Annotated in this window: 20 protein-coding genes; 10 read left to right on the top strand and 10 right to left on the bottom strand. The window is 72.1% G+C overall.

All coding sequences use genetic code 11. From position 1 onward, the window contains the following. Positions 1-138 precede the first annotated feature (138 nt). Positions 139-462 carry a hypothetical protein gene (locus IEZ07_RS06115; protein ID WP_191893885.1) on the bottom strand — a complete coding sequence of 108 codons (324 nt, stop codon included), beginning with the start codon at positions 460-462 and terminating at the stop codon, positions 139-141. 437 nt (positions 463-899) lie between these two features. On the opposite strand from IEZ07_RS06115, the gene IEZ07_RS06120 reads away from it, so the two are divergent. From IEZ07_RS06120 to IEZ07_RS06135, 4 genes are all read left to right on the top strand, one after another. Further along, positions 900-1709, top strand: a complete 810-nt coding sequence (locus tag IEZ07_RS06120; RefSeq protein WP_191893886.1) for a class I SAM-dependent methyltransferase — start codon at positions 900-902, stop codon at positions 1707-1709. A 114-nt stretch (positions 1710-1823) separates the two neighbouring features. After that, a complete protein-coding gene (locus tag IEZ07_RS06125; protein ID WP_191893887.1) occupies positions 1824-2306 on the top strand; it encodes a VOC family protein in 483 nt (160 codons plus the stop codon). Positions 2307-2515: 209 nt separating this feature from the next. Continuing rightward, positions 2516-3010: an NUDIX hydrolase gene (locus IEZ07_RS06130; RefSeq protein ID WP_275413783.1), complete on the top strand. Its 495-nt coding sequence runs from the start codon at positions 2516-2518 to the stop codon at positions 3008-3010. An 85-nt stretch (positions 3011-3095) separates the two neighbouring features. Next, entirely contained in the window at positions 3096-3380 is a 285-nt protein-coding gene (locus IEZ07_RS06135; protein ID WP_191893889.1) for a putative quinol monooxygenase, read from the top strand. A gap of 160 nt (positions 3381-3540) precedes the next feature. Here IEZ07_RS06135 and IEZ07_RS06140 read toward each other — a convergent pair whose 3' ends face one another. Together IEZ07_RS06140 and IEZ07_RS06145 are read right to left on the bottom strand one after the other, a co-directional pair. Continuing rightward, positions 3541-4506, bottom strand: a complete 966-nt coding sequence (locus IEZ07_RS06140) for a MerR family transcriptional regulator (RefSeq protein WP_191893890.1) — start codon at positions 4504-4506, stop codon at positions 3541-3543. 106 nt (positions 4507-4612) lie between these two features. Continuing rightward, entirely contained in the window at positions 4613-5011 is a 399-nt protein-coding gene (locus IEZ07_RS06145; RefSeq protein WP_191893891.1) for a nuclear transport factor 2 family protein, read from the bottom strand. Positions 5012-5054: 43 nt separating this feature from the next. On the opposite strand from IEZ07_RS06145, the gene IEZ07_RS06150 reads away from it, so the two are divergent. Further along, a complete protein-coding gene (locus IEZ07_RS06150; RefSeq protein WP_191893892.1) occupies positions 5055-7505 on the top strand; it encodes a polysaccharide lyase 8 family protein in 2451 nt (816 codons plus the stop codon). On the opposite strand, the gene IEZ07_RS06155 is transcribed toward IEZ07_RS06150, so the two are convergent. From IEZ07_RS06155 to IEZ07_RS06185, 7 genes are all read right to left on the bottom strand, one after another. Further along, complete coding sequence (locus tag IEZ07_RS06155; RefSeq protein ID WP_191893893.1) at positions 7426-8451, bottom strand: LacI family DNA-binding transcriptional regulator; 1026 nt, start codon at positions 8449-8451, stop codon at positions 7426-7428. The genes IEZ07_RS06150 and IEZ07_RS06155 overlap by 80 nt on opposite strands. Continuing rightward, entirely contained in the window at positions 8445-9722 is a 1278-nt protein-coding gene (locus tag IEZ07_RS06160) for an alpha/beta hydrolase family protein (protein ID WP_191893894.1), read from the bottom strand. Before IEZ07_RS06160 ends, IEZ07_RS06155 begins: the two co-directional genes overlap by 7 nt. A 6-nt stretch (positions 9723-9728) precedes the next feature. Beyond that, complete coding sequence (locus IEZ07_RS06165; protein ID WP_191893895.1) at positions 9729-11015, bottom strand: Gfo/Idh/MocA family protein; 1287 nt, start codon at positions 11013-11015, stop codon at positions 9729-9731. A 227-nt stretch (positions 11016-11242) separates the two neighbouring features. Next, complete coding sequence (locus IEZ07_RS06170; protein ID WP_191893896.1) at positions 11243-12517, bottom strand: ABC transporter substrate-binding protein; 1275 nt, start codon at positions 12515-12517, stop codon at positions 11243-11245. 43 nt (positions 12518-12560) lie between these two features. Beyond that, positions 12561-13424 (bottom strand): carbohydrate ABC transporter permease, encoded by an 864-nt coding sequence (locus IEZ07_RS06175; RefSeq protein WP_191893897.1) that lies wholly within the window; start codon positions 13422-13424, stop codon positions 12561-12563. Then, positions 13408-14370 (bottom strand): carbohydrate ABC transporter permease, encoded by a 963-nt coding sequence (locus IEZ07_RS06180; protein WP_068896480.1) that lies wholly within the window; start codon positions 14368-14370, stop codon positions 13408-13410. The genes IEZ07_RS06175 and IEZ07_RS06180 overlap by 17 nt, the downstream gene beginning before the upstream one ends. 366 nt (positions 14371-14736) lie before the next feature. Further along, positions 14737-15732 (bottom strand): aldose epimerase family protein, encoded by a 996-nt coding sequence (locus tag IEZ07_RS06185; RefSeq protein ID WP_239319606.1) that lies wholly within the window; start codon positions 15730-15732, stop codon positions 14737-14739. 306 nt (positions 15733-16038) lie between these two features. On the opposite strand from IEZ07_RS06185, the gene IEZ07_RS06190 reads away from it, so the two are divergent. The 5 genes from IEZ07_RS06190 to IEZ07_RS06210 all read left to right on the top strand — a co-directional run bounded on the left by IEZ07_RS06190 (position 16039) and on the right by IEZ07_RS06210 (position 23268). Then, complete coding sequence (locus tag IEZ07_RS06190) at positions 16039-16920, top strand: NAD-dependent epimerase/dehydratase family protein (protein ID WP_191893898.1); 882 nt, start codon at positions 16039-16041, stop codon at positions 16918-16920. A gap of 63 nt (positions 16921-16983) precedes the next feature. Further along, a complete protein-coding gene (locus IEZ07_RS06195; RefSeq protein ID WP_191893899.1) occupies positions 16984-17868 on the top strand; it encodes a 5-dehydro-4-deoxyglucarate dehydratase in 885 nt (294 codons plus the stop codon). After that, positions 17865-18917, top strand: a complete 1053-nt coding sequence (locus IEZ07_RS06200; protein WP_191893900.1) for a mandelate racemase/muconate lactonizing enzyme family protein — start codon at positions 17865-17867, stop codon at positions 18915-18917. Before IEZ07_RS06195 ends, IEZ07_RS06200 begins: the two co-directional genes overlap by 4 nt. Continuing rightward, a complete protein-coding gene (locus IEZ07_RS06205; protein WP_239319582.1) occupies positions 18905-21088 on the top strand; it encodes a DUF6807 family protein in 2184 nt (727 codons plus the stop codon). Before IEZ07_RS06200 ends, IEZ07_RS06205 begins: the two co-directional genes overlap by 13 nt. Then, positions 21085-23268, top strand: coding sequence for an aldehyde dehydrogenase family protein (locus tag IEZ07_RS06210; protein ID WP_191893901.1), 2184 nt, complete (start codon positions 21085-21087; stop codon positions 23266-23268). The genes IEZ07_RS06205 and IEZ07_RS06210 overlap by 4 nt, the downstream gene beginning before the upstream one ends. Positions 23269-23337: the final 69 nt, after the last annotated feature.

Here is a 23337-nt window from a genome sequence, read left to right on the forward strand (position 1 = left end):
TGGCCGAGCCGGGCCGCGACGACCGCCAGGAGGAGCGTGGTGGCGTGGATGTGGCGGAGGTCGTGGAGCCGGGCAGGAGGGAGCGGCGTTTCCGGTCGTGCGTCCGCCTCAACGTGCGCCGTCGCCGGCCGTACGGTCTCACTGCGGGCCGGAGCGGATGCGCCGTCTCACCAGGACGATCAACCCTAGCTGGATGGCGAGCACCACCAGTGCGATCAGTCCTGACGCGGCGGACATCTCTTCCTCCGAAAGCCCGCCGCCGCATTCTGTTGTGTTGCCGCCTCCGTACGACACGACACAGTCGCGTCCCAGGATCGCCGAAGCGATGAACCAGTCGGCGAGCAGAAGGGGGACCGCGCCCAGGACAAGGGCCGGTGTGATGTATCCCGCCTTCCCGGCCGCCGGCCCCGTCTTCGCCGCAACAGGTTCGAGACGCCTGCCCATATCCGAATCAGAACTCACACTGATCACGTAAGCACAGGCGAGCGATCGCGTACCAGATGCGTGCCAGAACAGGCAGGAACCGCGGTCACCCACGGGCACCCGCGGTCAACCGGCCCGCCCTGACCGGTACCCCCGTTCTCCCGGCCAGCCCGGCATGATCAGTGGCCGGGTCCCAAGCCGACGGCTCTCTAACCCACGCCTACCCTGACACCGTTCACTCTTGACGCTGCACCGCGGCAATGCCATTTTCCTCGTCGGTCCGCGGTTCGAAGGCCCCTTGTGATCGCGATGTGTGGTTGTGCCTGTGGGAGGGTGGCAGCGCTTGTCGACGGGTGCGGGCAGCAGTCGGTGATCGACAGGCGCGGAAATGTCCGTGAGAAAACGGCGGTGCACACTGCCGCCTGCGCAACGGACCAATCATGCCGCACCCGCCGACGGCGGGTTAGGCTGCGATCATGGAACGCGTAGCCGACGTGCCCGAGAATCGCGCATCATCGAGGCCCGCCTGGGTTTCGACCGCAACCCAGCCGGTCGATCCGGCGGCCCGGGTGAATGACTACGACAGCTTCGCCGAGGCGTACTCGGCGGAAACCGAGAACAGCTTCATCAACGCGTATTATGCGCGGCCCGCGATCATGGCCCTCGCCGGAGACGTGGCCGGTCGCCGGGTCCTGGACGCCGGCTGCGGCTCAGGCCCCCTGTCGGCCGTACTGCGCGAGCGCGGCGCCGTCGTCACGGGCATCGACGCCAGCGCCGGGATGCTGGCGCTGGCCAGAAGGCGGCTCGGTGACGACGCGGACCTGCGTGTGGCCGACCTGAGCGACCGCCTGCCGTTCGACGACGGCACGTTCGACGACGTGGTCGCGTCGCTGGTGCTGCACTACCTGCAGGACTGGGGGCCGACGCTGGCCGAGATGCGCCGGGTGCTCAGGCCGGGTGGACGGCTGATCGCCTCGGTGAACCACCCGTTCGCGGACTACGCGCTCCAGGATCCTCGGCCCGACTATCACTCGACCACCAGCTATACCGACGAATGGACGCTCAACGGGCAGTCCTTCCCGATGCTCTTCTGGCGCAGACCGTTGCACGCGATGACCGGCGCCCTCACCGCCGCCGGCTTCCGCCTTGCCGTCATCAGCGAGCCACAGCCCGACCCGGCCGGACGTGAGCTGTTCCCCGACGATTTCCATGACTTCTCGACCAAAATCAGCTTCCTGTTCTTCATCGCCGAGGTGCCGCTGCCGACTGCGGACGCGGGCGAATAGCCGGTTGCCGGGCTTCGTGCCTGCACGGCGATTGACCTAAACCATGCTTGAGCTTCTAGGTTCTTCCTAGGACCGCGGGAACCGGCCTGCGGTGCTTTTCCCAGGAGGTTCGCCATGGCCGAGAGCGCAGTCGAAGCCGAGATCCCCGACCGCTACCGCTACGCGGTGATCCCGCACATCATGGTCGACGACGCCGCCGCGGCGATCGACTTCTACCGGCGGGCGTTCGGCGCCCGCGAGGACTTCAGGATCGACGCTCCGGGCGGCGGGATCCTGCACGCCGAGATCTCCATCGGGCGGTCGGTCCTGATGCTGGGCGACGGCAGCGTGGACGAGGCGGAGGCGGGCTCCTTCGCCGCGCCGAGCTCGCTCGGCGGAGGCACCTCCGTCACGCTGCACGTCTTCGTGCCGGACGTCGACGGCCTGGCGGAACGCGCGCAGGCCGCCGGAGCCGAGATCCTCCAGCCGCCGAAGGACATGTTCCACGGCGACCGCACCGTCATCCTCAAGGACCCGTCCGGGCACATCTGGGTGTTCCTCACCCACATCGAGGACGTCTCGGAGGAGGAGCTCCGGCGTCGACTGGCCGCCGGGTGACCGGTTCGTCGTGCGCGGTGATCCGGTCGGGTACCGGGCGTCCTGTGTGACGGAGCCCGTCGGCCGGAACACTCGGCTGTGACGGAGCCCGTCGGCCGGAACACTCGGCCGCATCCCCGACCCGGGTGCACCGCCCCGGCTCTCGTGAGGGTGACGTGCCCCCGCTGATCCCGGGCGCGGGGCCCTTTCCTACGATCACGGGCGTGACTGTGACGGCGCCCCTGCGACGAGACACCGCCCGAGTGATCCTCCTGAGTCCCGACGACCGCGTGCTGCTGTTCCGACATCATCTTCCCCACCCATGGGACCGGCGGGGTTGGATGCCCCCGGGCGGCGCCGTTGACCCGGGTGAAAGCCCCGCCCAGGCGGCGGCTCGCGAACTGCGCGAGGAGACCGGCCACACCCTCACGCCGTTCCGTATGGGAGACCCGGTCGTCGTCGACTCCGGTCAGTGGTGGCTGGGGGAGACGACCTTCATCACCACCAACCAGTACTTCTGTGTCAGGGCGGACACCGTCCGGCTCGACCTGTCCGCCCAGAGCGACCAGGAGCGCAGAGACCTCCTGGAGATCCGATGGTGGAGCGCAACGGAGCTGCACGCCACCAGTGACCTGGTCTTTCCCGTCATCCTGCCGGACCTGCTGCCTCGGCTGCTGTCCGGAGACCTGCCCCGGCGGCCTCGCCGTTCACCATGGCCTGCGTAGACCGGCCGGCATCTCTCCGCCGGGAGTACCGGGCACGTCGGCGCGCATCGCGGATTCCGTCGGTGGCGGACCCTACGATCACGGCATGATCATCATTTCTGGCCGGCTCGTCGTCGATCCCGATGACAGGGACGCCTATCTGCAGGATTGTGCCGGTGCGGTCGAGCAGGCGCGCGCCGCCTCCGGCTGCCTCGACTTCGTGCTCGGCGCCGACCTGGTCGACGCGGGGCGGATCAACGTCTATGAGCGGTGGGAGTCCGAGGAGGCTCTCGAGGCGTTCCGGGGCTCGGGGCCGGAAGAGGAGCAGACGGTGGCGATCCGCGACGCCGAAGTGCTCCGCTACCACGTGTCCGGAGTCGGTCCGGCCTGAGCCGGGTGACCGCCCGGTGGCCCCCGGTCGTCCGGGAGACCGCCGGGCGGTCCACGGCTCCGGCGAACCGGTCGTCCGGGAGGCCGCCCGGCCCGATCCCGACGAACCGGGATCGGGCCGGGCGGTGCGAACGGTCAGGGGGTCGGCGCCTCTCGCGGACTCAGCGGGAGACCGGCGTGTCCGGCGCGCTCTCCGGCAGCCGGACGCGCAACGCCCGGACGAACCAGTCGGACACCGGTGCCAGGCTCTCCGGGGCAGGCCAGCCGTTGATCACTGCTAGCAGCCGGAGATATCGCTCCCTGCGGGGGTCGCCGGCGGTCTCCAGCCGGGTCAGCAACCAGTGCCGGAGGTCGGTGTCGTCGGGGCGGCCGACGAGGTCCGCGCACCGGGCCGTCACCGCGGAGACGATCGGATCGGCCTGCGGCGAGACGGGGTCGATGCCGGCGGCCAGGGCCGGGCCTACCTGCTCGGGGATGATCGAGACGGTGTCGCGGCGCGGGGGCGAGGGCTCACCCGGGAGGCGCTCGGCGGCGTGCTGCTCGGCCGTACGCCGCATGAGGGCACGGAAATCCGGGTCCTGGGACAGCTCGGCCAGCTCCACCCACGCCTCGACCTGCTCGGCGGTGGGGTCGTCGGGCAGGTGCGGGGTCATCGAGCGCATGATCCCGGTGAATCCCGGGCCGGTGTCCAGGTCGCCGAAGGCGCTGTCGAGGAAATCGCGGATCAGGCGGTGGCGTTCGTCTTCGGAGAGCTTGGCCAGTCTGTGCATGAGACTCATCTCCTCGGGAGTGGAGCCGCGTTCGGCGACCGCCGTCAGCACCGCGCGTCGCAGGCGCAGCGTCCGGATCTGCACCGACAGGGCCGCGGCGTGCGCCGCGGCGACCTCGGGGAGGGAGACCTCCCGGTCCAGGACCCTGCGGATGGTGGGGAGGTCCACTCCCAGGTCGCGGAGCGTGCGGACGAGGTCCAGTCGTGCGACGGCGTCGATGCCGTAGCGGCGGTGGCCGACCGGGCTGCGGTCGGCCGGCGGCACGATCCCGCAGTCGGAGTAGAACCTGATGGCCTTGACCGTGAGTCCGGTCCGCCGGGCCAGGTCACCGATCGAGTAGAGCGCGTCGCCGTCCATGCCTCCACCCTTCCGTCTCCCCTTACTGGAGACTCAAGCCCGCTCACGCAGCACCTCCGGCCCTGGAAGGGAAACAGCGGCGGTCGAGGTGAGACGACGGTCGCGATCAGTAGGCGCTCAGCGTCCCCTGGTGGAAGTACAGCCGCCACCCCTGCTCCGAGTGCCGCCAGACGGAGCTCCGGCGCGCCCGGCGGCCGTGGTACTCGGAGACGTAGGTCAGATGGACGAGCCCGGGGGCGAGAAGCCTGCCCTCCATGTCGCTCACCGCGATCGGGACCGCCAGCGGATCCGGGTCCTGGGAGATCGCAGCGATGAGGGAGTCACGGTCCCAGAGACGCCCGGAGGCCCCGATCTCCCTGAACTCGGGGTCCATGAGCTCGCCCATGAGCGCTGCCGAGGAACGGACCTCCCGGTCGAGGAGGCGGAGTTCGCCTGAGATCGCGGACTGCACCGGATCATCCCGTGAGATCGCGGACTGCAGCGAATCGTTCTCCTCGCCGACCATGCCGGTCAGCTTACAGAGCCCGGACCGACGCAATAATCTACGCATGGTCGGGCGTTCCAGGCGGTCCTTCCTCCGGCTCGGTGGTGCCGCCGCGGCCGGAGCGCTGATCCCGGCGGGGTGCTCCGACGGGGTGGTCCCACGCGGGGCGGGTCCCGGCGCGTCCACCGGGGACGATCCGTTCGTCCTGCTGCGCCGCCGGTGGCGGGACGTGACGGCCGGGTCGGGGTTCGACCCGGCGGCCGAGCCGTACCGGAGCCGGCTGGCGGAGCTGGGGGCGGTCGCGGCCGGGTACCGGGACACCATGGCGCCGGATGATGCGTCGCTCTGGCCGGGCCTGGCGTTCCCCTCCTTCACCGCGACCCCGGCGCGGCTGCGGGCCATGGCCCGCGCGTACGCCCTGCCGGGGACCGGGCTGACCGGTGACGCCGCGCTGGCGGCCGCCGTCGCCGCGGGCGTCGACCACTACCGGCGGCGGGTGTACGCCGTGGGCGCGGACCCGGCCGGCAACTGGTGGGACTGGCGGATCGGCGTCCCCCGGAGGCTGCTGGACGCGGCCGTGCTGATCGGCCCGCAGCTGGGGGAGGCGCGGCGCGGGGCGCTGCTGGACGCCGTGGACCACTTCGTCCCCGAATGCGTGCTGGACGACTACAGCGGCACCAGCACCGGCGCCAACCGGGTGGACCTGTGCACGGTGACGCTGCTGCGGGCCGTCCTGGGGTCGGATCCGAGGAGGGCGGCCCTGGCCGTGTCGGCGCTCTCGCCGGTCTTCCCCTACGTCAGGGAGGGGGACGGCTTCTACCGGGACGGCTCGTTCGTCCAGCACACGTCCGTCCCCTACCAGGGCGGGTACGGGGTGGTGCTGCTGTCCGGTCTCGCGACGCTCTTCGCGGTGCTGCGCGGCTCGCCGTGGGAGGTGACCGACCCGGACCGGCGGATCGTCTTCGACATGGTTGAGAGGTCCTTCGCCCCGGTCGTGCACGACGGCTTCTGCATGGACCTCGCCGGAGGACGGGGGATCGGCAGGCGGCCGTACGAGGACCACCGCAGGGGGCACGCGATCGCGGCGGCGGTCCTGCTGCTGGGGGAGTCGGCCTCGGCCGCCGAGCGGGCCCGGTGGCGGGCCATGGTCAAGGGGTGGGCGCTGCGGGACACCGGTGTGCCCATGCTCCGGGCCGCGGAGCGGAGCGACCTGGGATTCCACGCCCGCCTGGCCGCGATCCTGCACGACGACGGGATCCCGGCGGCCGGGGAACCCGACGGCCACCGGCTGCTGGCGATGAGCGCCCGCGCCGTCCACCGCCGGCCGGGCTGGTGCGCGGGGCTCAGCATGGCCTCCGACCGGATCGGCCACTACGAGCACGGCAACGGCGAGAACCTGCGCGGCTGGCACACCGGCGCCGGGATGCTCCACTGGTGGGCCGAGGGTCACGGCGACCAGTACTCCGACTCCTTCTGGGACACCGTCGACCCCTACCGCCTGCCGGGCACGACCGTCTCCACGCTGCGGCTGGCCGACGGCGCCGGTGGGGAGTGGGGTGACACCCGCCCGCCGGCGCGCTGGGTCGGCGGCGCCACCGACGGCGTGTACGCGGCGGTGGGTCAGCACCTGAACGGCTTAGGGAGCACTCTGGAGGCCTTCAAGTCGTGGTTCTTCCTCGACGACGCGGTGGTCTGCCTGGGCGCCGGGATCACCGCGGCGGACGGGGTGCGGGTCGAGACGGTCGTGGACAACCGGAGGACCGGAGCCCCCCTGGCGGTGGGCGGGGCGGTGGGCGGGGCGGTGGGCGGCGTCGCGCACGGGGACGCGGCCGGGGGCGGCGGGGCGGCCTGGGCGCATCTGGAAGGGCACGGCGGCTACGTCCTGCTCGGTGGCGGTCCGCTGCACACGCTGCGCGAGGAGCGCACCGGCCGCGTCGGCCGCACCGGTGGCGACGACGATGACGTCGGTGCGGACCCGGTGGCCCGGAGCTACACGACCCTCTGGCTCGACCACGGCGTCGATCCCGCCTCGGCCGGTTACGTCTACCTGCTCCTGCCCGGTGCGGACCTGGTGGGCACCCGGGCCCGGGCCGCCGATCCGGGCTGGGCGAGGGTGCTCGCCAACACCGCCCGGCAGCAGGGGATCCGGGTCCCGTCGCTCGGGATCACGGCGGTCAACTTCTGGACGGGCGGAGCCGCCGGGGAACTGACCGCCTCCGCGCCGTGCGCGGTCCTGGTCAGGGAGCGCGGTGACGGTACGGCCACGCTGACCGTGGCGGACCCCCGGCGCGACCTGGACGCGCTGACCGTGACCTGGGACCGGCCGGTCGCCGAGGTGCTCCGCGCGCCGCCGCTCCTGACGGGCGCCGGGACGGGCGCGAGGCTCGTGCTCGCCTTCGGCCGGCTCGCCGACCAGGAGGGCGGCTCGCGGACGGTCACCGTACGGCTGGGCTGGCGGGGAGTCTGGCCGGGAGCGCGGACGGCGCCGCGGGACCGGTGGACTCGCGCACGATGAGGGTGGTCTCCAGCCGGGCCAGCGCCGCCGTCGCGGCGTCCCCGGCGTTGACGGCGGCCAGCAGCAGGTCGACCGCCATCCGCCCGGCGGCCGCGGTCGGCATGGTGATCGTCGTCAGCTTGGGCCGGTTCAGCCGGCCGGGCAGGCTGTCGTCCACGCCGATGACGCTCAGGTCGCCGGGCACGCTCAGCCCCCGCTCGCGCAGCCCTTCGATCAAGCCCAGTGCGACCAGGTCGTTGTGGCAGAGCACGCCGGTCATCCCCGACCCGGCGACGGCCGCGGCCGCCGCCAGCCCGCCCTGCTCGGTCGGCTCGTTCGGCCGCAGCACGGTCAGCTCCACGCCCGCCTCGGCCGCGGCGTCGGTGGCGGTGGCGTGCATCTCCTCACTGGTCCACGAGCCGCTCGGCCCGGACAGCAGCGCGATCCGGCGGTGGCCCAGGTCCGCCAGGTGCTCCACCGCGGCGCGCACCCCCTGCCCCACGTCCATCAGCACCGTGGGCAGCCCCTTCACCCGCCGGTTGACCACCGCGAACGGCACCTGCGCGCGCAGCCGCTCGATCACCCGGTTCGACAGGCGCGGGCTGCACAGCAGCACCCCGTCCACCTGCTTGCAGAGCGTCTCGATCAGCTCCTGCTCCATCAGCGGGTTCTCGTCGGTGTCCGCGACGAACACGTGGTAGTCCCGCTCCCGCGCCTGCGCCTGCGCCGCCTTGATCAGCGGAGGGAAGAACGGGTTGGCGATGTCGGCGACGATCAGCCCCAGGTTGTGGGTCCGCCCGGTGGTCAGCGCCCGCGCCGCCCGGTTCGGCCGGTAGCCCAGCCCTTCAGCCACGGCCAGCACCCGGTTGCGCGTCTCCGCGCTGACCAGGTGCGGCGCGGAGAACGTCCGCGACACCGTCGAGACGTGGACTCCCGACGCCTGCGCCACATCCCTGATCGTCACCATCGCGGCTCACCTCCTGCTGTTCTCGTGGGACGGACTGCTGTTCCCGTGGGGCGGGCCGTTGTCACATGGCGGGCGAGCCAGTCGAAGACCAGCTCCTGGGTGGGGAGGTCGAAGCGGTGCCCCGCGTCACCGAACACGCCGGTGTAACCGGCCGGGGCCCGCCGGTAGTGCTCCGTGATCATGGCGTGGGCGCGGCGCATCCCCTCCGGGGGGAGGATCGCGTCGTGCTCGCCGTACCAGACCAGCAGCGGGCGGGGGGCGGCGCAGGCCACCAGGTCGGGCAGGTCGCAGAGCCGGGACAGGCCCGGCGGGTACAGCATCCAGGTGTGGGAGGCGACGTGCCCGTCCAGCAGGTCGCGGTAGGAGGAGATCATCGCGACCACGGCGACCGCGGTCAGGCCGGGGTCGAAGGCGCCGAGCAGGGCCGCGCGCAGGCCGCCGCCGGACAGCCCGGCGGCGGCGACGGCCCCGGTCTCGGTGTCGGGGCGGGAGCGCAGGTAGACGGCGGCGGCCAGGTCCTCTCCGGCGACGACGCCGGCGAAGGAGGTGCCCAGCACGGTGCAGTACTTGGCCAGCACGTGCTCGTGCCGGGCGGCCGCGGCGTCGTAACGGTCGGCCTCGCTGAGCCCGGCCTCACCGGACCCTGTCTCACTGGACCCTGTCTCACCGGATCCCGGATCGCCGGGGTCCGCCTCACCGGAGCCGGGTCCGGTCCCGCCGGGGCCGGGCACGGGGTTCCCGCGGACCCGGTCGGGCATGTCCGCGAGCGGGACGCGGCGGCTTCCCCAGCCCAGCACGTCGGGGACGAGCACGGTGAAGCCGCGCCGGGCCAGTTCCCCCGCCCAGGCCCGGCCGCCGTAGAGCTCGGCCCGGAGCCGGGCGACCTCGGGGGAGGGGCCCTCCGGGCCGTCGGCGATCTTCTCCTTGCCGGCCCACTTCATCCCGGCGTGGCAGTGCAGCGCGAGCACGCCGGGCAGCGCCGCGCCGCCCGCCTCGCGGGGGCGCAGCACGTAGGCGCGGGTCCGGGGGCCGAACCCGACGTCCCAGGAGACCTCCTCACCGGACAGGTCGCCCGCCGTCCAGGTGCGTTCGGTGCGCACGTCGGCGGCGGTCAGGTCGAGGACGCCGACGACGTCACGCGCCCGCTCGCGCAGCGCGGGCCCGGGGGCGGAGGAGGGGAACAGCCCGCGCTGCTCGATGGCCAGGCCGGCGAGCCCGGAGAACCCGCCGAGGTGCCGCAGGCGGCGCGGGCCGCCGGCAGGATCGGACAACACGGCTCAGCTGTCCGCCATACGGGTGCCCCCGTCGACCAGGCGGATCGGCCGGCCGGTGCGGATGGACTCGTTGGCCGAGGCGCCCACCATGACGCTGCGGATCCCGTCGAGGTAGCCGGCCTGCCGGGCGAGCGGGTCGCCGTCGGGGCCGCGGAAGACGTCGTCCAGCAGCAGCCGGTCGCCGCCGCCGTGGCCGCCCTCGCCCTGCTCGATCGGGATCTCCCTGGCCTCCTGCCAGTGCCGGTGCAGGGTGAGCCTCTCCCAGGCGCCGGCCGCGTGCTCCTTGGAGGCGGCGGTGGGGTCGATCGCGGCGTGCGGCGGCGTCCAGGCGCGCTCGCACACCTCCAGCTCGATCCGGCCGCCGGTGCCGTTGAACACGACGCGGTAGCCCTCGGCGGGGGCGTGCGCGTTGAGCGAGTAGGTGAGCAGGGCCCGGTTGTCGTAGCGGACCAGGACCGACATGTTGTCCTCGATGGTGACGCCCTCGGTGAAGACGTCCTGGTCGCGGATGTAGCCGTCCTCGTGCTCGGCGTCCAGGTAGAGGCGCTTGAGCCGCGGGTCGGCGGAGATGTCCAGGATGAACGGGTCGCTGCCGAGGCCGGGCGCGCCCTGGCCGCGCTCGGGCCGCGCGTCGAGCTCACGGGCCCGGGCGTTCTCCGCGCCGTAGAAGCGCAGCTCGCCCTGGGCGTAGACGCTCTGCGCCGCGGCGTCCAGCCACCAGTTGACCAGGTCGAAGTGGTGGGTGGACTTGTGCACCAGCAGGCCGCCGGAGTTGGCCTTGTCCCGGTGCCAGCGGCGGAAGTAGTCGGCGCCGTGGATGGTGTCCAGCGCCCAGTCGAAGTGCACGGAGGTGACCTCGCCGATCGCGCCCTCCATGATGAGGCGGCGGACCGCGGAGTTGCGGGGCGAGTAGCGGTAGTTGAAGGTGACGATCAGCGAGCCGGTGCTCCGCTCGGCGGCGGCGGCGATCGCGGCGCATCCCTCGGCGTCGATCGTCAGCGGCTTCTCCACGATGACGCGCTTGCCCGCGTCCAGCGCTGTGACCACGTAGTGGGCGTGCGTGGCGTCGACCGTGGCGACGACCACCGCGTCGCACAGCTCGAGCATCCCGGCGAAGTCGTCCGGCGCGAAGCAGGGCACCTTCTCCCCGATGCGCTCGACGTAGTAGTCCATCCGGGTCCGGTTGGTGTCGCACAGGGCGACGATGGTGCCGGTGTCCCGCCAGTCGCCGAGCAGCGCGTCGACGTACATCTGGGCGCGGTGGCCGAGCCCGACGAATCCGTATCTCATTTCCTTCTCCCCGATGGTGCGCCGTACGGCTTCCCGATGGTGCGCCGTACGGCTTCCCGATGGTGCGCCGTACGGCTTCCCGATGGTGCGCCGTACGGCCCGCCGATTGGTGTGCCGTACGGCTCGCGCGCTCCGCAGCGAGCCGTACGGCAGGCGTGAGGTGTTCCCCGACGGTGGCGGGCCCGTCCCGGCCGGATCAGCCGGGACGGGCCCGCCGGCGGCGCGGGCTAGCCGGCGATGGCCGCGTTGGCCTCTTCGAGGAGCTTGGTGGCCGCCTCGTCGGGGGTCTGCTGGCCGGAGGTCACGGCCTCGGAGTAGCGGCGGATGATGTCCTCCATCTTGCCGCCGCCCTTCGGAGGCACGACCACGGCGTCGAGGTCGCTCTTGATGGACTCGATGAACTCGAGGCTCTGCGTGTCGGCCGGGGGCAGCTTGTCCTTGATCGCCGCCAGCACCTTGCTGTTGATCGGCAGGCCGCGGTCACTGAGCAGGATGGCGCCGGCCTCCGGGTCGTTGAGCAGGAAGTCGACGAACTTCTGCGCCTCGGCCGGGTGCTCGGTCTTGCTGGAGATGGTCCAGTGCATGGCGGGCTGGAGGAACAGGCCCGACTTCTGCGCGTCCGGCGCCTTCGGCAGGCGGAGCAGGGTCAGCTCCTGGCCCGAGGACTTGACCATGGCGCCGAGCTGGTTGGTCCACCACATGCCGAACCCGCCCTTGTTGGTGGCGATCAGCGACTGCTCCTGGCCGGCGGCGGCGGTCTCGGCCATCTTGGCGGCGTCGGGCGAACCCTTCTCCTTGATCAGCTTGTCGAAGTTCGCCCACCAGGCCTTGAGGGTCTCGGGCGTGATGCCGATCTTGCCGTTGTTGTAGAACGACTCGCCGCGCTGGGCGGCGAAGATGGTCAGGTAGGCGGGGTTGAAGGTGTACTCGGTGCCGTAGACCGAGCCGTCGCCCCCCTTGGTGATCTTCGAGGAGAGCTCGATGTACTCGTCCCAGGTCCAGGTCGTGTCGTCGGGCATCTTCTCGCCCGCCTTCTCGATGGTGGCCTTGTTGGCGAGCATCGCGAAGACGTTGACGCCGGTGGGGATGGCGTACTGCTTGCCGTCGACCTGGCCCGCGGGCAGCACGCCCTGGTCGAGGTCGGCGGTGTTGACCTTGCCGGTGAGGTCGGCGAGGGCGCCCCGGCCGGCGTACTCGGACAGGCCGCGGATCTCCAGGGTCATGACGTCGGGCGCGTCGCCGGCCGCGACCTTGGTGGCCAGCGACTCGTAGTAGCTCGGCCAGTCGGAGAACTCGCCGACCACGTCGATGGTGGGGTTCTTCTTCTCGAACGCCGCGATGGCCTGCTCGGTCATCTTCTGCCGGGAGTCGGAGCCCCAGTAGGAGAAGCGGAGCTTGGTCTTGCCGTCGGAGGCGGCGTCGCCGCCGCCGTCACCGCTGCCGCAGGCCGTCAGGGTGAGGGCCGCCGCCGCGAGCAGGGCCGCAGTCTTGAGAGAACGCATCTCCCGGTCCTTCCTCTTGATCATTAGGGGGGTTGAAGAGGACTTACTTGAGACCCGTGGTGGCCATACCGCGGATCAGGTACTTCTGGCCGGCCAGGAAGAAGCCGAAGATCGGACCGAGGGCGATGATCGACATGGCGAACATCGGGCCCCAGGAGGACTCGCCGCTGGAGTCCAGGAAGGTGCGCAGCGCCACCGGAACGGTGAAGTTGTCGGGGTTGTTCAGGTAGAGCAGCTGGCTGAAGAAGTCGTTCCACGTCCAGATGAACGTGAAGATCGCGGTGGTGGTCAGCGCGGGGGTGCAGAGCGGGAGGATGACGCGGAAGAACGTGCGCCAGTACCCGGCTCCGTCGATCGAGGCGGCCTCGTCGAGCTCGCGCGGGAGCGTCCTGATGAACTGGACCATCAGGAAGATGAAGAACGAGTCGTGGGCCAGGAACTTCGGCAGGATCAGCGGCCAGATCGTGTTGATCATGTCCAGCTGGGAGAACATGATGTACTGCGGGACGATCACCACGTGCAGCGGCAGCATGATCGTGCCGATCATGAGCGCGAACCAGAGCTTCTGCAGCGGGAAGTTCAGCCGGGCGAAGGCGTAGGCGGCCAGCGAGCACGCCATCAGGTTGCCGATGACCGACAGCGCCGTGATGACCGCCGAGTTCCACAGGTAGTAGCCGAACGGATGGGCCAGCGCGTCCCAGCCCTCGAAGTAGTTGTCGAGGGTGAACTGGCTGGGGATCAGGCCCGGCTCGCGGAAGATCAGCTCCTCCGGCTTGAGCGAGCTGGAGATCATCCACAGCAGTGGATAGAGCATGACCAGGCCGAAGCCGATCAGCAGCAGGTGCTTGGCACCCCGGGAGATGCGGCGCCGGTAGAGGACCGGCGGCCGGCTACTTGCTGTCGCCATAGAAGACCCAATACTTGGACGCGAGGAAGTTGACCCCGGTCAGACCGGCGATGATGACCACGAGCACCCAGGCCATCGCCGAGGCGTAGCCCATCTCGTAGTCCTTGAACCCCTTGGTGTAGAGGTAGAGCGTGTAGAAGAGCGTGGAGTCGGTCGGGCCGCCCGTGCCGTTGCTGACGATGAACGACTGGGTGAACGACTGGAAGGACTTGATCACCTCGAGCACGAGGTTGAAGAAGATGATCGGCGTGAGCAGCGGCAGCGTGATGGACTTGAACTGCTGGACGACTCCGGCGCCGTCCATCTGGGCGGCCTCGTAGTAGCTGCTCGGGATCTGCCGCAGGCCGGCCAGGAAGATGACCATCGGCGCGCCGAACGTCCAGACGTGCAGCAGGATCAGGGTTCCCAGCGCGGTGTCGGGGTTGTTGACGTAGCTGGTGCCCTCGATGCCGAAGATCGCCAGCACGCCGTTGACGAGGCCGTCGGCACCGAAGATCTTCCGCCAGAGGATGGCGATCGCGACGCTGCCGCCGAGGAGCGAGGGCAGGTAGTAGATCGACCGGTAGAACGACAGGCCGCGCAGACCGCGGTCCAGCGCGAGGGCCAGCAGCAGGGCGAAACCGAGCTGGAGCGGCACCGAGACGACCACGTAGATCGCGGTGACCTTCAGCGAGGTCCAGAACCGCGGATCCTCGGAGAGCAGCTTGGTGTAGTTGTCCAGCCCGACCCACTTGGCCTCCTCCAGGAGGCTGTAGTCGGTGAAGGACAGGTAGAACGAGGCGATGATGGGGCCGATCGTGATGAAGATCAGGCCGACGAACCAGGGTGCGAGGAACGTGTAGGCCGCCAGCGTCTCGCGACGAGAGCGGTTGACGGCCCGCCGGCGCCCGTTCTGGGGAGCGGGGGCCGTGACCACGGGCTTCTTCAGCGACAGCGAATCAACCACGGCGATACCCCTGAACGGATCGGAGCCGGGCCTTTCTCGATTCACTCGTCATCACGGGACCTCCCGATGTGACGTGATTGGATGGCGCTTTCCTATAGCTCGGGGAAAGCCTGCGTCAACCCTTTGCAGGCGTTACTTCATCGTTACCGATATATCGACAACACTGTTTTCCCAGGTGGAGCGGTTAACGCAAGGTTTCGGAGAATAAAGGATCTTGTAACAATTGCTGCGTTGCTACAAGCGGTTGCAGCGGGGGAGGTGACACAGCCGGTCATAGGATGAATCCATTGCCGGATGGGAATCTCCGGAGAGTCTCGATGAAAAAATCGGTCACGAGACTCTTTCTAGCGGCAAACCAGACCTGAATCAGCCGGTGAAGCGGTAGACGGTCGTCGAGGCGTACTCCTCCCCGGGCCGGAGCACGGTGGAGGGGTAGTCCGGCCGGTTCGGTGAGTCGGGGAAGTGCTGCGTCTCCAGGCAGAGCCCGGCGTGCCTGCCGTACGGCGTGGCGACGCCGTCGAGCATGTGCCCGGTGTAGAACTGGACCCCCGGCTCGCTGGTCGTCACCTCCATCACCCGGCCGCTCACCGGCTCCTCGACCCGCATCGTGGCGCCGGGCCGGAGCGCGTAGCAGTGGTCATAGCATCCCTCCAGCCGGGCGCCCACGGCCGCCGGCCGGGTGAAGTCGTACGGCGTGCCCGCCACCGGCGCGGGCGCCCCGGGCAGGGGGATCTTCCCCTCGTCGACCGGCAGGTAGTGGTCGGCCTCGATGGTGACGACGTGGCCGAGGACGTCGCCCGAGCCCGCCAGGTTGAAGTACGAGTGGTTGGTCAGGTTGAGCACGGTCGGCGCGTCGGTGGTGGCGCGGTAGTCGATCCGCAGCTCGTCGAGGTCGGTCAGGGTGTAGGTGACCGAGGCGGTGAGCGTGCCCGGGTAGCCCTCCTCGCCGTCCGCGCTGACCAGGACCAGCCGGACGGAGCGCCCGCCGTCCGCCTCGGCCCGCCAGACCCGCTTGTCGAACCCGGTCTCGCCGCCGTGCAGGCTGTGCCCGTTGTTGTTGAGCGGCAGCCGGTGCTCGGCGCCGTCGAGGGTGAAGCGCCCGCCGGCGATGCGGTTGCCGTACCGGCCGACCACGGCGCCGAAGTAGCGGCTCCGGGTCAGGTAGTCGGTCACGGTGGGCAGGCCGAGCACGACGTCGGTCCCGTCGGGCAGCTCGATCGACTGGATGATCGCGCCCAGGGTGAGGACGCCCACCCGGAGCCGGCCGTTCGACAGCATGTGCCGGTCCACGGCCTCTCCGGCGGGGGTGGTCCCGAATCTCGCGACCTCGGGGGCGGCGGGGGTGGTGGTCTCGGATCTCACGGTGGGCTCGCTCTCTGCGTCGGTTCCCTGGAAGGCGGGGCGGGCTCGTCGGCACCGGGGCGCGGGCGTCCCGCCCGCGGCACCGTAACGCAGGCGATCGCGCGGCTACCAGCCTTCACCAGGGGGTCGACTGCCCTTTTGCTGCTACCGGTTGTGATGATCGCTGCAGGCCTTCATCACATATGACCAGTTCAGAGCGGTAGTCGAAATTGCTCCCTTGACGTTTCCCGGAGTTGACGACACTGTTTGGTGCAACTGGTTGCAGTCCTCGGGCTCGCCCGCGACTGCCAGAAGGGAAAGACACCCGTGAGCAGAACTCTTGTCACCGGGAGCGCCGGGCGCCTCGGGCGCAGCGTCGTGTCCGCACTCGCCGCCGCCGGTCACGAGGTGATCGGCGTGGACAACATGCCGGGCACCCCGACGGACGCCGCCGACAGCCTCCCCGCCGACCTGACCGATCTCGGTGAGGCGTACGAGGTGATCGCGCGGTTCCGGCCGGACGCCGTGGTGCACCTGGCGGCCATCGCCACCCCGTTCAGCCGCAGCGACCAGGTGATCTTCCAGACCAACACGAGACTGGCCTTCAACGTCTGCGACGCGTCGGTGGCGCTGGGCGTGGGCAAGGTGATCGTGGCCAGCAGCCCGACCGTCATCGGGTACGGCTCGCCGGGCGGCTGGACCCCCTCCTACCTGCCCCTCGACGAGGACCACCCCTCGCAGCCGTGGAACGCCTACAGCCTGTCGAAGCACGTGGCGGAGGAGACGATGCGCTCCTTCGCGCGCACCGCCGCGACGAAGCTGGCGGCGGTGCGGCCCTGCTTCGTGATCGCGCCGGAGGAGTGGGAGGGCGCGCCGACCCAGTCGGGGCACACGGTGACCGAGCGGCTGGACCGGCCGGAGATCGCCGGGGTCTCGCTGTTCAACTACATCGACGCTCGCGACGCGGCCGACCTGTTCATCACCCTCCTGGACCGGTTGCCCGAGCTGCCGAACGGCGAGACCTTCTTCGCCGGGGCCGCCGACGCGCTGGCCCGCGGGCCGCTGGCGGAGCTGCTGCCGCAGGTCATGCCCTCCACCGCGGGCCTCGCCGCCGGTCTCACCGGCACCGCGCCGGCCTTCTCGTCCGCCAAGGCCGAGCGCATGCTGGGCTGGCAGGCCAAGCGCAGCTGGCGCACCGAGCTCGCCTGAAGCCGAGCCTCCCCGAAAACAGACTTTCCCGAAGCAGAGCCTTCCCGAAGGGAACGACCGACCATGAATCTCAGCGGAGTCCTGTTCTTCCCCGTGACGCCGTTCGACGCCGAGGGCGCGCTGGCCGAGGACGCGCTGGCCGAGCACATCGGCCGGAACCTGGAGCACCGCCCGGGCGGCGTCTTCGTCGCCTGCGGCACCGGGGAGTTCTCCGCGCTGTCCCAGGCCGAGCACACCCGCGCCGTCGAGGTGGCGGTCAAGACCGTCCAGGGCGCGGTGCCGGTGCTCGCGGGCGCGGGCGGCCCGCTCGGCGCGGCCCTGGAGCAGGCCCGCGCGGCCCGCGCCGCGGGCGCCGACGGCCTGCTGCTCATGCCGCCCTACCTGATGCTCGGCAGCCGCGCCGGATTCGCCGAGTACGTCCGCGCGGTCGCCGCGGAGCTGCCCGTCATCGTCTACCAGCGCGGCGCGCTGGTGCTGGAGCCCGACGCGGTGGTGGAGCTGGCCCGCATCCCCGGCGTCATCGGACTCAAGGACGGGCTGGGCGACATCGACCGCTTCCAGCGCACCGTGCTGGCGGTCCGGCGGGAGATCGGCCCGGACTTCACCTTCTTCAACGGCCTGCCGACCGCCGAGCTCACCATGCCGGCCTACCGCGGCCTCGGCGTGGAGCTGTACTCCTCGGCCGTCTTCGCCTTCGCCCCGGAGATCGCCACCGCCTACTTCGACGGCGGCGACCTGAGCGAGCGGCTGCTGACCGAGTTCTACGCGCCCCTGGTCGAGCTGCGCGGCAAGGGCCCGGGCTACGCGGTCGCGCTGGTCAAGGCGGGCCTGCGGCTGCGCGGCCTGGACGTCGGCCCGGTCCGGGCGCCGCTGACCGACCTCACCCCCGAGCACCTGGCGGAGCTCGACGAGATCATCAAGCGCGGCCTCGCCCTGGTGTCCGAATGATCAAGGATTTGAAGACCACCCTGCGGTCGGCGCCGCTGCGCCGGCCCTGGGGTGCGGACGTGCCGTACAACCACGTGATCGTGTGCGAGGTCACGCTGGAGGACGGGCGGACCGGCACCGGTTTCTCCTGGACGCCGCAGATCGGCGCGCACGCCGTGCGGGCCCTGCTGGACAACGACGTCCGCGAGGCGCTGATCGGCCTGCCCGCCCACCCGGGCGTGGTCTGGGACCGGCTCGCGGTCCACCTGAGCGAGGCCGGGCGCGGCGGGCTGGCCACGGTCGCGATGGCCGGGGTGGACCTGGCGCTGTGGGACCTGCGCTGCGGGGAGTCCTCCCTGGTGGACGTGCTCGGCCCGCGCCGGGAGAGCCTCCCGGTGTACGGCAGCGGCGTCAACCTGCACTACTCCCTGGACGAACTGGTCGAGCAGGCCGGCCGCTGGAAGGCCGCGGGCTACCCTGCGGTCAAGATGAAGGTGGGAAAGCCCGATCTGGCCGAGGACGTCGAGCGGGTGGCCGCGGTCCGCGAGGCCGTCGGCCCCGGCACGATCCTGATGATCGACGCCAACCAGCGCTGGGACCTGCACCGGGCCCGCCGCGCGATCGCCGCGCTGGAGCCGTACGGCCTGCACTGGATCGAGGAGCCGCTGCCCGCCGACGACGTCGCCGCCCACGTGGAGCTGCGGCGGAGCATCGACGTGCCGGTGGCGGTGGGCGAGAACGTCTACACCGTGCACGGCTTCCGCGACCTGCTCACCGCGGGCGCCTGCGACGTGGTCCAGCCCAACGTGGTCAGGGTCGGCGGGATCACCCCGTTCCTGCGCGTGGCCGAGCTGGCCCGCGCCTTCGACGTGCCGGTCTACCCGCACCTGCTGACCGAGCTCTCCGGGCAGCTCGCCCTCACCCTGCACCACCCCGTCATGGTGGAGCTGGTGGAGGACGCCTCCCTGTCGGACCTGGGACTGCTGGCCGCGCCGTACCCGGTGGAGATCACCGGCGCGGAGCTGCGCTCGGCGGGCCGTCCGGGACTGGGGCTGACATGGACGGGGTGACGGAGGGCGGGAAGGACCCGATGGCGGGCTCGGGAACGGACCCGAGGACGGGCTCGGGAACGGGCCCGGGGACGGGCAGGGCTGCGGGAGCGGCGGACGGCGGGGCGACCCGGGTCGTGCTCGCGGGCGTGTACGGCCACGGCCGGTCGCACCTGGAGAACCTGCGCGGGCTGTCCGCCCGGGGACTGGTCGAGCTGGTCGGCGTCTGCGACGTGCGCCCGGTGGAGGCCGACTGGCTGCACGGCCTGGGCACCCCCGAGCAGGTGCGCCCCGACGGCCTGGCGGGGCTGATCGAGCGCACCGGCGCCGAGGTCACCATTCTGTGCACGCCGATCAACACCCACGCAGACCTCGCCGTGACCGCGCTGGGCGCGGGCTCGCACCTGCTGCTGGAGAAGCCGCCCGCGGCCTCGCTGGCCGCCTTCGAGCGGATCGCCGCGGCGGTGGCGGAGACCGGGCTGGCCTGCCAGGTCGGCTTCCAGAGCCTCGCCTCCGCGGCGATCCCCGCGCTGCGCAAGCGGATCGCCTCCGGAGAGCTCGGCGAGGTCCGCGGCATCGGGGTGGCGGGCGCCTGGGAGCGGCCCGCCGAGTACTACACCCGCTCGGCGTGGTCGGGCCGGCGGCGGCTGGACGGCCAGGACGTGGTGGACGGCGCGCTCACCAACCCGTTCGCGCACGCGACGGCCACCGCGCTGGCGGTCGCCGGCGCCGAGGAGCGCGGCGCGGTCGCCTCCGTCGAGCTGGAGATGTTCCACGCCAACCCGATCGAGGCGGACGACACCTCCACGGCCCGGATCCGCCTGGCGGACGGCCGGGTGATCACCGTGGCCGTGACGCTCTGCTCGACGGGGCGCACCGAGCCGTACCTGATCGTGCACGGCTCGGCGGGCACCGCCCGGCTGACCTACACCACCGACGAGCTCGACGGGACCGTCCACCCCCGGGCGAACCTGCTGGAGAACCTGGTCGAGCACGTCAGGACCGGGGTGGAGCTGCTGGTGCCGCTGGTCCGCACCGGCGCCTTCATGGAGTTCATGGAGGCGGTACGGCTGGCGCCCGACCCGCTGCCGATCGCGGACGAGCACCAGGTGCTCCACCCCGACCGGCGGGAACTGCCCGGTATCAAGGCGCTGACGGACGCGAGCGCCGAGCGGCTGGCCCTCTTCTCCGAGCTGGGCGTGGCCTGGGCGGCCCGGCGGGAGCTGAGCGTGGCGGGGACGCCGGTCGCGTCCTACGTGTGGCGCCCCGACCTGCCCGCCGCCGATTCACCGCGGCCGTACCTGCACCCGGTGCGGACCCGGGGCGGGGTGCCGGTCACCGAGTTCCGCCCCGACGACCACGTCCACCACCTGGGCGTCAGCCTGGCCATCGCGGACGTCGGCGCGGTGAACTTCTGGGGCGGCCGGACCTTCGTCCGTGATCAGGGCGCGACCTGGCTGGACGACCACGGCCGGCAGCGGCACGACGCCTTCGAGGAGGTCGAGGGCGGGTTCGCCGAGGAGCTGACCTGGATCGGCCCCGACGGCGCGACCGTCGCCCGGGAGCGGCGGACCGTTCTGGCGGTGCCGGTGCCGGTGTCACCGCCGGCTCCGGAGGGCGCGGCGGGGACATCCGGCCCGTCGGGGACCGGGGCACCGGACCCGGGCGCGGGCGGGGCCTGGGCGCTGGACTTCGCCTTCGAGCTCACCGTGCGCGAGCCGCTGGAGATCAAGAGCTCGGCCTGCAAGGGACGGCCGGGCGCCGGGTACGGCGGGTTCTTCTGGCGGGCGCCCAAGGAGTCGGCGAACCTGGCGGTGTTCACCGCCGGGGCCGAGGGCGAGCAGGCCGTGCACGGCAGCGTCACCCCCTGGCTGGCGCTGGTGTCCGACGCCTGGAGCCTGGTCTTCGTCCAGGTCGGCGCGGTGGACCCGTGGTTCGTGCGGGTCGCCGAGTACCCCGGCGTCGGCCCGGCCCTCGCCTGGGACCGCCCGCTGCCCGTCGCGGACACGCTGACCCGGCGGGTGGTCACGGTCGTGGCGGACGGCCGGCTCGACCGGGCCGCCGCCGCGCGCCTGGCGGAGGCCGCCGGTACGGCGGGCACCGCCGACCCGGCCGGAACCGGGACCCCCGGGGTGGCAGCGGGCGCGGCCGGGACCGGTGCCCCGGCGGAATCGGCCGGGGAGGCGCCGTGACGGTCTTCATCGCCGGGGACTCCACCGCGGCCGCCTACCCGGTCACGCTCGCCCCGCAGGCGGGCTGGGGCCAGGCGCTCCCGCTCTTCTGGGACGTGCCGGTGGTCAACGAGGCCATCCCCGGGGCCAGCGCCCGCACCTCGGTCGAGCACCTGGGGATGTACCAGCGGATCATGGACGCCATCGGGCCGGGCGACCACCTGCTGATCTGCTTCGGCCACAACGACGGCAAGCACGAGCAGGGTCGCTTCGCCCCGCCGTACGGCGGCTACCAGGACTACCTGCGCCGCTACGTCCGCGGGGCCCGCGAGCGGGCCGCGCGCCCGGTGCTGGTCACCTCCGTCGAACGGCGCGCCTTCGGCCCGGAGGGCACGCACGGCCGCTATCCCGACGCGATGCGGGACCTGGCCGCCGCCGAGGGGGTGCCCCTGATCGACCTGCAGGCCGTGAGCTTCCGGCGCTGGCGGGAGCTCGGCCCCGAGGCGACCAGGGAGTTGTTCCTCTGGCTCGACCCGCACCCCAATTACCCCCGGGGCAGCGCCGACGACACCCACTTCACCGCGCGCGGCGCGATCGAGGTGGCCGGGCTGCTGCTGGAGGCGGCGGGCGGCCTGCTGCCCGCCGCCGTCCGCGAGCCCGACGCCGCCCGGCTGGAGTGGCGGCCCGCCGAGCCCGTCTGGAGCGTCGACGCCCGCTCGGGCGAGCGCCGCCGGGAGTACGTCTCCACCAGCCGGGAGGAGGTCGGCCGCGCCTGCCGGGAGGCCGAGGCGGTGCTCCCGGCCCTGGACGCGGCCGGTCCCGCGGGCCGGGCCGTGCTGCTGGAGGCCATGGCCGACGTGCTGGACGAGCGGGTGGACATCCTGGTCTACGCCGCGGACGCGGAGACCGCGCTCGGCCTGCCCCGGCTGACCGCGGAGGTCGCCCGGACCGGCGGCCAGCTCCGGCTCATGGCCGAGGTGCTGCGCGACGGCTCCTTCCTCGACGCGCGCATCGACACCGGCGGCGGGGCCGCCGGGACGGGTGGAGGTGGGCCGGACCTGCGCCGGATGAACGTCCCGCTCGGCATCGTCGGGGTCTTCTCCGCCAGCAACTTCCCCTTCGCCTTCAGTGTCGGCGGCGGCGACACCGCCAGCGCCCTGGCCGCGGGCTGCCCGGTCATCGTCAAGGCCCACCCGCTGCACCCGGAGACCTCCGAGCTGACCCTGGCCGCGCTGCAGGAGGGCGCCCGCCGGGCGGGCCTGCCCGAGGAGGTCGTCCAGCTCGTCCACGGCCACGAGGCCGGGATCGCGCTGGTCACCAGCCCTCTGGTCAAGGCCGTCGGGTTCACCGGGTCGACCGCGGGCGGCCGCTTCCTGCACGACCTGGCCAAGTCCCGGCCCGAGCCGATCCCGTTCTACGGGGAACTGGGCAGCCTCAACCCGCTCGTCGTCACCCCCGGCGCGGCGGCCCGCCGTACCGGGGAGATCGCGGCGGGGCTCTCGGCCTCGGCAACGCTGGGCGCGGGGCAGTTCTGCGTCAAACCGGGGCTGGTCCTGGCCCCGGCGGGCGCCGGGCTGGTCGAGGCGATGGCGGGGCACTTCGCCGGGCTCGGCCCGCAGGTGCTGCTCGGCGACGGCATCCGGGAGCGGTTCGAGGAGGGCGCGGCCGCCCGGGAGGCCGTACCCGGCCTGCGCGTGGCGGCGGCCGGCCAGGCGGGACAGGGTACGAGGCAGGTGGCGGCCCGGCTGCTCACCGGCCCCGTCTCCGCCCTGGACGACTCCGAGCTGCTGATGGAGGAGTGCTTCGGGCCGGCGACCGTCGTGCTCACCTACGACGACGAGGACGAGCTGGTCGAGGCGCTGGCCGCGGCCCCCGGCAACCTGACCGCGACGCTGCACAGCGAGCCGGAGGAGGAGAAGCTGGCCGCCCGCCTCGTGGCGGTGATGCGGGACCGGGCGGGGCGGCTGGTCTTCGACGGCTACCCGACCGGGGTGGCGGTCGGCTGGGCCCAGGAGCACGGCGGGCCGTACCCGGCGACCACCGAGCCGACGACCACCTCGGTCGGCGCGGCCGCGGTCTTCCGCTTCCTGCGGCCGGTCGTGTACCAGGACTGCCCGCCGCACCTGCTGCCCGAGGCGCTGCGCGACGACAACCCGTGGCGGCTGCCACGCCGGGTGAACGGAGTGCTGACACCGCCCTGAACCCGCGCCGCACCCCCTGACGGCCCCGCCGCTCCGGCGGCGCGGCCCGTACGGCCCCGGAGGGCCCTC

Source organism: Planomonospora parontospora, from assembly GCA_014647935.1.
In the GTDB taxonomy this organism is placed as follows: domain Bacteria; phylum Actinomycetota; class Actinomycetes; order Streptosporangiales; family Streptosporangiaceae; genus Planomonospora; species Planomonospora parontospora.

What these genes read in the sequence shown, in the direction of transcription:
- IEZ07_RS06120 (WP_191893886.1), top strand. Translation starts at nt 900, where the DNA reads ATGGAACGCGTAGCCGACGTGCCCGAGAATCGCGCATCATCGAGGCCC.
- IEZ07_RS06125 (WP_191893887.1), top strand. Translation starts at nt 1,824, where the DNA reads ATGGCCGAGAGCGCAGTCGAAGCCGAGATCCCCGACCGCTACCGCTAC.
- IEZ07_RS06135 (WP_191893889.1), top strand. Translation starts at nt 3,096, where the DNA reads ATGATCATCATTTCTGGCCGGCTCGTCGTCGATCCCGATGACAGGGAC.
- IEZ07_RS06140 (WP_191893890.1), bottom strand. Translation starts at nt 4,506, where the DNA reads ATGGACGGCGACGCGCTCTACTCGATCGGTGACCTGGCCCGGCGGACC.
- IEZ07_RS06145 (WP_191893891.1), bottom strand. Translation starts at nt 5,011, where the DNA reads ATGGTCGGCGAGGAGAACGATTCGCTGCAGTCCGCGATCTCACGGGAT.
- IEZ07_RS06150 (WP_191893892.1), top strand. Translation starts at nt 5,055, where the DNA reads ATGGTCGGGCGTTCCAGGCGGTCCTTCCTCCGGCTCGGTGGTGCCGCC.
- IEZ07_RS06155 (WP_191893893.1), bottom strand. Translation starts at nt 8,451, where the DNA reads ATGGTGACGATCAGGGATGTGGCGCAGGCGTCGGGAGTCCACGTCTCG.
- IEZ07_RS06165 (WP_191893895.1), bottom strand. Translation starts at nt 11,015, where the DNA reads ATGAGATACGGATTCGTCGGGCTCGGCCACCGCGCCCAGATGTACGTC.
- IEZ07_RS06170 (WP_191893896.1), bottom strand. Translation starts at nt 12,517, where the DNA reads ATGCGTTCTCTCAAGACTGCGGCCCTGCTCGCGGCGGCGGCCCTCACC.
- IEZ07_RS06175 (WP_191893897.1), bottom strand. Translation starts at nt 13,424, where the DNA reads ATGGCGACAGCAAGTAGCCGGCCGCCGGTCCTCTACCGGCGCCGCATC.
- IEZ07_RS06195 (WP_191893899.1), top strand. Translation starts at nt 16,984, where the DNA reads ATGAATCTCAGCGGAGTCCTGTTCTTCCCCGTGACGCCGTTCGACGCC.
- IEZ07_RS06200 (WP_191893900.1), top strand. Translation starts at nt 17,865, where the DNA reads ATGATCAAGGATTTGAAGACCACCCTGCGGTCGGCGCCGCTGCGCCGG.
- IEZ07_RS06205 (WP_239319582.1), top strand. Translation starts at nt 18,905, where the DNA reads ATGGACGGGGTGACGGAGGGCGGGAAGGACCCGATGGCGGGCTCGGGA.